The following is a 9,957-nucleotide window of genomic DNA, read 5'->3' on the forward strand; positions in this document are numbered from 1 at the left end:
TTCGCAGGTGACCTACCCCGCCGCCCGCACGCCATCACTCAAGGGTCAACTCCACCACCGCAGTGACCTGCGCAAACGACGCGGCGTGTTCACCTTCGGCTGTGTGCCTGTTCGGTAGTACGACACCTCTACCGACCAAGATCGCGCCGTTAACCATCGCGTGACCGTGGCGGCCAGCGAGGCCTACTACTCGCGCGGCACCGTGGTTTGGACGGAGATCGCCGCCGCGTTTCCACGCGGGACATCGCACTCGGCGGGCTCGCCGACCATAGGGGAGTTGTTCAGTGACATTGAGTTCATCGCGCCAGAGCAGGGGCTCGGTCGCGCTGGGGTGGAAGCGTTCGGCCGACCGCAGGCGCAACCGGTGGCGGACCGCCGCGTTGACCATTGTCGCCGCGGTGGTCGCCGCGGCGTCCACCGGAGTTGTCGTAGCGCCCGCTGCCGCCAAGCCGACCGAGGACAAGACCAAACCGGTTGACTACACGTCGTTCGTGAACCCGTTCGTCTCGACGGCGGGTGACGACGGCAACGACCTGCCTGGCGCTCAGGCACCGAACGGCATCGTGAAGGTCAATCCCCTAACCATGCCGGGTCGTAACCACACGGGCTACGACTACAACCAGACCCACATCGCCGGATTCACGCAGACGAACCTTGACGGCGTCGGCGGTTCTGGCGGCGGCGGCGACATCCTCGTCGTGCCGACGGAGGTCGAGTACGCTGCCCGGCCGTCGACCGGTTCGTACTCCCACCCGTTCACGCACGACCACGAGACCGCCACCCCCGGGTACTACCAGGTGCGTCTGGGTGAGATCTCGGGCCATGACAACGCCGTGCGGAACGGATCGGGCGCGATCAACGCCGAGGTGACCGCGACAACCCGCACCGCGCTGCACCGCTACGCCTTCCCCGACGGCGCCAAGCCGGAACTCGTCGTCGATCTGAACAACAATTTCACGAGCCGTACCGGCTCATCGGTCGACGTCCAGCGGCTCGGCGACGGCCGGGTCGCGCTGTCGGGCGATGTCAACGGGAACTTCAACGGAGCGTCCTACGCGCTCCACTACTACGCCGAGACCGAGCAGCCGGTCGTGTCGTTCAGGACGTGGGGGTCGGGCGAGTTCGGTGACGCGGTGTCCCGACGCGGCACCGACACCGGCGCCATTCTCACTTTCGCGCCCGAGGACGCGGCTGAGATCGGCCTCCGGATCACGGTCTCGCCGATCAGCGCGGACCAGGCACGCATCGACCAGGACGCCGAGGTCGGGGACCTCTCGTTCGACGACGTGCGGGCGGGGACGAAGGCCGTCTGGAACAAGCGGCTCGGCCGGGTCGATGTCTCGGCCTCGGTGAAGGCCGATTCCGACGGTACGCTGCGCCGCCTGTTCTACACCCATCTGTACCGCATGTTCGCGCTTCCGATGAACGCGACGAGTACGTCCGGCACCTACCGCGGTGTCGACGGCGTGGTGCACAAGGTCGACGACTTCACCTACTACGACGCGTGGTCGTCGTGGGACGACTTCCGCAAGTACTCGGTGTTCGCGTACGTCGACCCCGAGATGTACCGCGACATGATCCAGTCGCTCGTCTATCTCTTCGCCGACGTGCAGAGCACCGGCAAGGGCATCGGCGGGCTCACCCACTCCGTGCCCACCGTACGCTGGGAGCGCTCGGCGGTCATCGTCGCCGACGCGCTCTCCAAGGGCTTCACCGGCTTCGACCGCCTCGACCAGGCGTACCCGGCGTTGAAGAGCTACGTCGGCTTCTACAACGGCAACCAGCTTCGCCAGGGGTACATCGAGAATCGCCCCGGTGACTCGGCGCAGCGCGGATACGACCAGTGGGCGCTGGCGATCATCGCCGACGCGCTGGGCCGGGCCGACGACGCGAAGCAGTTGCGCGCGCAGGCCGCGCTGCCGATCGCGAACCTGTACAAGCCGGGCGCGTGGACGGCGACCGACGGCACCAAGGTCGGACTCCTCACCCCGCGCGACGCGGCCGGCAACTGGGGCGACGTCGACTACGCGCGCTTCGAGGCGGCGAACCTCTACCAGGGCACGCTCTGGCAGTACAACTGGTATCCGGCCTACGACATGGACGGCGTCGTCGCGGCGATGGGTGGCCCAGCGGCGGCGCGCCGCGCGGTCGTGCACTTCATGGGCGAAGACGATCCCGGCAACGGCCTCGGCATGTTGCACTCCAACGCGAACGAGATCGACCTGCAGGCACCCTACCTGTTCAACTACGTGGGGCTTCCGAGCCTGACCCAGAAATGGGTGCGCACGATCTACACGAAGGAGAGCTGGAACCGCTACATCGCCACCGGCAGCACCGACGAGCACCCGAGTGGCAGCGGTGAACTCCGCCCGCCGCTCAAGACCAAGGTCTACCAGCTCGACCCGCGCGGCTTCCTGCCGACCATGGACAACGATGCCGGCACGATGTCGACGATGTTCGTCGCCGCGGCCATCGGCCTCTTCCCCGTGACCGCCGGCTCGGCGCAGTACCAGATCGGCTCGCCGTTCTTCGACCGCACGACGATCTCGTACGCCGACGGGCGCACGTTCACCGTCTCGGCTGACGGCGTCTCCGGCGACTCGTACTACATCCAGTCGGCCTCGCTCGACGGTGCCGCGTTCGGCAACACCTGGCTCGACTACCGCACACTCGTCAACGGCGGCTCGCTGGACGTGCGGATGGGCGCGAAGCCGTCGAACTGGGGCACCCACGGCAAGCCGGCGTACTCGATGAGCACCGCGGGCGATGACAACGAGGGCGGCACTCCGGGCGGCTCCACCGTGCACGCGTCGCCCATGACGATCGCCGCTCGTGCCGATGGTCGTGTCGACGGCGCGATCGAACTCTCGCTGCATGGTTCCGCGAAGTTCCGCGGCGCTCGCGGCAAGAGCTACGTCGCGAGCGGCGCTGCCGCGATCCACGGCCTGCCGGCCGGTGTGTCGGGTGATGTCGTGGGCGTCAAGGCGACGACAGTCCGCGTGGTGCTGTCAGGTTCGACCGCGACGGACGCCCGCTTCTACGTCACCTTCGCCGACTCGGCGTTCGCCGGTCGCGTCGTCGCCGCGCAGGTGACCGGCGCGGGCCTGTCGTCGCGCGACGCGCTGTCGATCTCGGTCGCCGCGGCGGAGCGGGCGAAGCTGCAGAGACTCGTGGCCGAGGGCGTACTGGTACGCCAGGGAAACAACTCCTTCGCCTCGTACCACGCTTTCCGCGGTGCGCTTGAGCGCGCCCAGACGGTGCTCGCCACCAACTCGGCGACCACCTCGACGCTGCGCAATGCGACGGAGTCGCTGAACGCCGCGATCGCCGCGATCGCCCTCGACCAGGGCGGCTACCGCGCGCTGGAGGCCGAGCAATCCGACGAGTGGTCGGGCGGCGACCTGAAGAACGAGGCGAACTCCTCCAGCGGCAACCTCGGCGGGGTGCGGGACGGGTCGTGGATCCGGTACAGGAACCTCGACTTCGCCGGTGTCGCGCCGAAGACGCTGACGATCCGTCACTCGAGCACGTACCCACCCAGCGGCACGCCCAGCTCCATCGAGGTGCACGCCGGGGCGCAGGACGGTCCGATCGTCGGTAAGGCGATGCTGCCGGGTACCGGTAGCTGGGGCAGCTACGTCACCACCCAGGCGGAGATCACCGATCCCGACGCGCTCATCCGGGCCCGCGACGTGACGCTCGTCTTCCACGCGCCGGCCGGGCAGGAGTGGGTGTCGAACTTCGACTGGTTCCGGTTCCTCTCCACCGCGCCGGGCGAGGAGCCCGAGAATCCGGGTGCGACGCTCAAGCCGCTGACCGCGACGAACACCTCGCAGACCGGCAACGGCCGGCTGCCGCTCAACCTGTCGCACGGGCTGTTCGAGAACGTGACCGACGGTGCGTGGGCGCGGTGGAACGGCGTCGACCTCAGCGGGAACGGCGTGGAGAGCATCACCGTGTCGTACGACAAGCCGCGCTCGCGCGCGGCGTCGGACTCGCACATCGAGCTGCACCTCGGCGCGGCCGATGACAAGCGGATGGTCGACATCCAGTTGCCCTACACCGCTGACGGCTGGGGCACCGAGGGCAAGGCCACGGTGGGGGTCCCCGCGTCGGTGTTCGCGGGCGTGCAGGACGTCGTCGCGGTGTTCCGCTCCACCAACCACAGCGACGCGCAGCCGTACGTCGCGAACGTGACGTCGTTGACGTTCACGACCGCGGCACCCACGCCGAGCAGCGTGGTGGTCGAGGCCGAGAACTGGGCCGGCAACAGCGGAAACGGTCTCAAGAGCGAGCAGAATTCCTGGGACGACGGAACGCAGGTTACGAACCTGGCGGCCACCTACAACGGTGCCTGGCTCGACTACGGCACGATCGACTTCGGGCCGAAGGCGCTTGAGCAGGTTTCGGTGCACTACGTGAACAACTCCTCGCGGTGCGGCCAGAATTCGGCGATCGATGTCTACCTCGACCACTTCGACCCGGCCTCGCCCGGTGACCCGTACGTCACCGTCCCGCTTCCGGTGACGGGCTCGGCGTGGCAGAACGCCGCGACCACGACGGTTTCGCTGCCTGCCGGCTTGACCGGATCGCATCGGGTTTTCCTGCGGCTGCGGACCACCCCCGACGGCAACCACCCGTACGTGGCGAACATCGACAATCTGACGATCGCGACGGCTCCCGCGGGTGAAGACCCGCCGGACGGGGAGGACGGTCCCGCGGACAAGTCGGCCCTCAACAGCGCGATCTCCGAGGCGGCGGCGTACCTCGGCGACAAGGCGCGGTACGGAAGCATCGTCTTCGGGGTGTTCGAGCGTGAGCTCGAAAAGGCTCACGCGGTCGCCGCGTCCGAGACCGTGACCCAGTCCGAGGTCGACGCCCAGGCGCGGGCACTGCGACTGGCGTTCGGCCAGTTGATCCCGCGGGCACGGCTGTCGCTCGAGAACACCGTCGAGCGGGCTGAGGCGGTCGAGCCGGGTCGGTACACCGACGCATCGTGGCAGGCGTTGACCAGCGCGCTTACCACGGCCAAGGCCAAGCTCGCGGATGCCGGGGCGAGCGATGCGGCGTTGAGCAGCGCGGACGCGGCGCTTACGGAGGCGATCTCCGGGCTGAAGGTCAAGCCGAACGAGGTCCCGGCGGCCCCAGCGGCCGTTTCGATCGAGAGCGACGCGAGCAGTGTCACGGTGCGCTGGTCGGCCCCGAAGGACGACGGCGGCTCGCCGGTGAAGGGCTTCGTGGTCGCGCTCAGGGACGGGCACGAGGTCGTCGTCAACGATGCCGGGCAGACGTCCGCCGTCTTCACCTGGCTCAAGCGCGGCACGGCGGCATCTGCCCGGGTACGCGCCGTGAACGCGGTCGGGGCATCCGCATGGTCGTCGTTCACCGAGCCCGTCACCGTGGGCGCGAGCGCACCGCGCGCGCCGAAGGTGGCCGCGGCCAGGGTCGTAGGCAAGGACGTCCGCGTCTCGTGGACCCCGGAAAGTGATGGTGGCGCCCGGATCCTGGCCTACCGCGTGACCCTCGACCAGAAGCGCACCCAGATCGTCGCGGGCAGCGCCCGCGAGGTCGCGTTCCTCGGCGCTGGCGGCGGCTCCCACACGGCGCGGGTGGTTGCGATCAACGCCGTGGGTACCTCGGCCATGTCCGCTTCCGTGGCAACCGCGGCGGAGAGGTCGGGCGGCGCGTCGGCGGCGTCAGCACCCGGACCGTTCCCGTCGGGGGTTTTGTCGGCGGGCTACGACTCGGACTCCTGGCCGGCCACCCCGGACGGCAGCCCGTACTTCGTCCACCTGCTGCGTGGCTTCACGCGGCTCGGCACCGAGGTGCGTGGCGCGAACGAGAAGGTCGCGGACCTCGACAAGGTGTCGGCGTACAACGACACCAAGGCGCTGGAGATCAACCGCTCGGCATCCAGCGATCAGGTCAAGCGTGCCGAGAACGATGCGGATCACGGGTCGGACACGACAATGGCGGACGGGCTCGGCTCGCGTCTGGGCGACCTGTACCTGCAGGCTCGCGGCGACGGCAAGCTGCCGAAGACCGACGCGTTGTTCGGCCGGATCACGTCGGGGCTCGACGGTACCGGAGCAGCGAAGAACACCTACGCCTACAAACGCCCGTACGTGCGCATGGGACTCGTCGGCGAGGGCGGTCTGGTCCGCGACTCGAGCAACGGCTCCTACGGTGGGCTCGCGGGCGACGGGTCGTTCCCAAGCGGCCACACCTACGGCGGCTACACGGCAGGCACCTTCCTCGCCACCCTGCTGCCGGAACTCGCGCCGCAGATCCTCGCCCGGACCTCGGAGTACGGTGACAACCGGATCGTGCTCGGGTTCCACTACCCGCTCGATGTGATGGGCTCCCGCATGACCGGGCAGGCTACGGTCGCGCACCGCTGGGCGGATCCCGCGTTCGAGGGCCTGCTGACGCAGGCGCACGACGAAATCGAGTCCGTGTTGCTCAACGAGTGCCGCGAGGAGGGCTTCGACTCCCTGCTCGCCTGCACCGGGGAGCCGTACCGGGGGCTCGACGCCGACCAGGCCGAGTCGCTGTACACGGAGCGGCTGTCGTACGGGTTCCCGCGCGTGGGGCAGCCGAGCGTTGCGGCGAACATCCCTGACGAGGCCGGCGCGCTGCTGACGACCGCGTTCCCCCACTTGACGAACGCGCAGCGGGTGCAGGTCCTGGAGCAGACGGCGCTCGACTCCGGCTATCCGCTCGACCTGACCGCTGCGGGCGACCCTAGCTGGCAGCGCATCAACCTCGCGAGGGCGATGACCGCGCAGGTCAAGGTGAACAATGACGGCACGGTCACCGTCACGAACCACCCCGACGACACGAAGGCGAGCGCGGCTAGCGCTTCGTCGCTGACGGTCGACGGGGTCGCTGTTGACGGGTTCGACGCGGGCACCCAGACGTACATGGTCGACTGGCCCAAGAACCGGCGCCTGCCCACCGTCGACGCGCAGCCGACCGAGCACGCCGCGAAGGTGTCGGCCTCGACCGCCAAGGACGGCACGCGTGTCCTGACGGTGACCTCGCCGAACGGCCAGATCAGCCGCAGGTACACGGTGGCCTTCTTCCGTACTGCGGACGACCACAGGCCAGGCGCGGCCCAGCCGGGCCACCCGAGCCATCCGGGTAAGCCGGGTAAGCCGGGTAAGCCGGGACCTTGGGGCCTGACTTCGTACCCCGGCGTCGGCGGCGCGCCGCTCGGGTGGCAGGTCGCACTGCTCTCGACCGCGTTCGGAATTGCCGCCGGCACGAGAGGGTGGCTGCGACGGCGCACCGCATCCAGGCCCTGATTCTGAAGGAGCGACTGTTGCTGAACGGTGGCTGCCACCCCTGGGTGGCAGCCACCGTTGCCTGCGTTTCTGGCAGTTGGACACACTGACGTGATCTCAACAAGAATCCGGTTGGTATCGGTATTCGAGGTGGGTGAGGTGGTGCCGGCGTTCGGGTCGGGTCGGGTCGGTAGAGGGTGATCTTCCCGAGGTCGCGGATGCGCGGCGAGAGCTGCTTGCCGACCAGGTCGAGCAGCGCGACGTTGGCCAGGGTGGCGCCGTGGGTGTCGGTGGCGTGCTCGAACACGGGCAGGTCGGTGGCGTTGCCCAGCAGCCCGTCGAGCACGTAGTGCGACTCCGGCGCGGTCGCCACGATGACCTTCATGTCGAAGGTCGAGTGCTGGTCGGAGACGTGAGTGTAGGTGCAGACGCCCTGCCCCCGGGCGACGTACCGCGACAGGTGTGTGCGGTGAGAGACTTGGCCCTTGCCCGGGTTCACGGCGATCCCGTCGTCGCCGCCGGAAACCAGGGTCACCTGGTCGCCGGTCAGCAGCGTCACTGTCGTCGAGTCGGACCGGTCCGAGCCTGGCGCGCTTACCGTTCGCTGAGCGCTGGAAGGCGCAGAGGCGTTGCTCGGAGCAGCCCAACCAGCCTGCGCCGAACCGAGTACAAGCACTGCGGCCACCGTGGCCGCCATGACTTGTCGTGGCAACTCATTCTCCTTCGTCGGAGTTCTAAGGACCAGTCAGCAACTCAGAACTCCCCTGACGAAGGGTGTCATATTATTCCTTAATGGACAATATGAACCGACATGACGAATGTCGATGGCGTCGACCGGCCGAGCCAGATCTACGAGGGCGCCGATCAGGTGCAGCGGGTCGTCATGGCGCGGCAGCTTCTGAAGGACCGATCGCGGCCTGGTCCCGCAGCTCCGAGCTGAGTGGGGCTGGCCGATCTCCGTAAACGGGGCTGCGGTCGAGAAGTTTGCCGAAGGTTTTTGCGAACAGGTAGGCGTCGCCGGGCCACCGTGCGGATACGTAGTTGCCGTCCCGCACGACGAAGGCGGAGGTGTCATCGGTGGCCGTACCGCGCCGGTTGAAGACCCGTGGTCCTTGTTCGAGCTGCCCCGGCGAGTCGAGGGCGGCCCGTACCTCGTCTTCGACATACGCCGGATAGGTGCGGTAGTAGCGTCCGAGTTTCCACGCGGTCAGGAGATATGCGGCGCGCTCCTGATATTTCAGCAGGCAGGTCGTCCGTCGGTCGGCCAGGACGCTGCGTCCGGTTGCCGGGTCGGTGGTTCTGGACAGGACCAGCACGCCGTGGCAGATCGCCCCGACCGGACGACCGAGCGCCCAGAACTGGGCGACTTTTGCCGCCAGGATCTCGGAGCCCAGATATTGCCGCATGCCGGGGGCGTGGCCGCCGGGCAGGATAAGCCCGTCGTAGTCGGCCGGGTTCAGGTCGGCCCAGGCCACCGTGTTCCGAAACTCCGGGCTCTGGATGAGCTGATGGTAGAAGTGTTTCGGTTCGTCGGCCGCGCCGAGTTGGCCCAGAATCACGCCGGTGAGCAGTCGCGGGTCGGCGGCCGGGACTGTTCCTGCGGCTTCGGTGGTGAACTGGAATTGATGCCCGGCCGCGTTCAGGGCCTGCCACGGCACGGCGACCTCCGTTACGTCGAAGTCGTGGTCGGGCAGTGGCATGAGAATGCGCATGAAGGCGGGCCCCTCACCAGGATTAGGGAACATCGAGTGCAGGGTATCGGCAAACGTCACCGTCCATTCCCGAAGGGTGACTGCCCGGAACGGCGACGGGGTACCCGTGGAGCAGTTCACGGGTACCCCGTCGGTGCTCAGACCTGCGGTGCGGGTTCGACGGCCACCTCGTGGCTGTCCTGGCGCGGTGCCGGGGGCGAGCTTCTCGTCGCCCTCGTCGGCGAAGTAGTCGCTGCGGCTGGCCACCCAGCCGGCGATGAGCGCGCCGCGGTGGAACCAGCGGGTGTAGAGGCCCAGCGCCACGGCCGGCAGCGTCTGCAGGATGATGACGCCGCCGATGAGCTGGAGGTTTCTGCGCGACACCCCGCACCGAACGGGAATGGGTCACCGCGGTCCCCCGGATTTGGCCGGGTCAGCGCCGGCGACGGCCGTGGGTCAGCCCCTCCAGCACCAGGGTCATGCCGGCGCCGACCAGCCAGACGTCCTTGGCGAGCCCCGCGCCCTGCTGGGTCGGGCGGATGCTGCCGGGCTCCCGCATCCCCGGCGTCTTCAGGTACAGCTGCACCAGCCCCGCGCCGAACGCGGTCAGGCCGAGCCCGACCAGGGGCGCCGGGACGAACGGCGCGAGCAACGCGGCGCCCAGGGCGATCTCGGAGTACGACAGCAGCTTGGCGAAGCGGGCAGGCTCCAGTTGGCCGAGCTGCGGCACGGCGGCGACCGCCATCCCGTGCAGGCCCTCCGCGGCGGTGCCCTCCAGAGTGCGCTTGCCCAGACCCGAGTTGAGAAAGTACGCGCCGATGCTGACCCGCAGCGGCAGGTGCGCGAGCTTCATGATCACTCCCGGTGGCCGTGGTCCGAATGCGGCCCGCGTACCCCGCGGAGCCCGCGATAACCCGCCGGGCCGGCTGGGACGGCCGTGGTGATCGCGGTAGGTTCGCCCGAGGGCCCACCGCCGAGCC

Annotated in this window: 3 protein-coding genes and 1 pseudogene; 1 reads left to right on the forward strand and 3 read right to left on the reverse strand. The window is 68.7% G+C overall.

Going from position 1 to position 9,957, the window contains the following annotated elements; translation table 11 throughout:
• Positions 1-284 precede the first annotated feature (284 nt).
• Positions 285-7,307 (forward strand): glycoside hydrolase domain-containing protein, encoded by a 7,023-nt coding sequence (locus F8271_RS15200; protein ID WP_151490425.1) that lies wholly within the window; start codon positions 285-287, stop codon positions 7,305-7,307.
• Between the two features lie 130 nt (positions 7,308-7,437).
• On the opposite strand, the pseudogene F8271_RS33185 reads toward F8271_RS15200, so the two are convergent.
• The 3 genes and pseudogenes from F8271_RS33185 to F8271_RS15215 all read right to left on the reverse strand — a co-directional run.
• Positions 7,438-7,983: pseudogene (locus F8271_RS33185) on the reverse strand (Tn3 family transposase); the annotation flags it as partial.
• 184 nt (positions 7,984-8,167) lie between these two features.
• Positions 8,168-9,031: a type 1 glutamine amidotransferase domain-containing protein gene (locus tag F8271_RS15210; RefSeq protein ID WP_357950684.1), complete on the reverse strand. Its 864-nt coding sequence runs from the start codon at positions 9,029-9,031 to the stop codon at positions 8,168-8,170.
• A gap of 379 nt (positions 9,032-9,410) precedes the next feature.
• On the reverse strand, positions 9,411-9,830 hold the full coding sequence (locus tag F8271_RS15215; protein ID WP_151490426.1) for a hypothetical protein: 420 nt from the start codon (positions 9,828-9,830) through the stop codon (positions 9,411-9,413).
• Positions 9,831-9,957 lie beyond the last annotated feature (127 nt).

Source organism: Micromonospora sp. ALFpr18c, from assembly GCF_008868155.1.
Taxonomy (GTDB): Bacteria; Actinomycetota; Actinomycetes; order Mycobacteriales; family Micromonosporaceae; genus Micromonospora.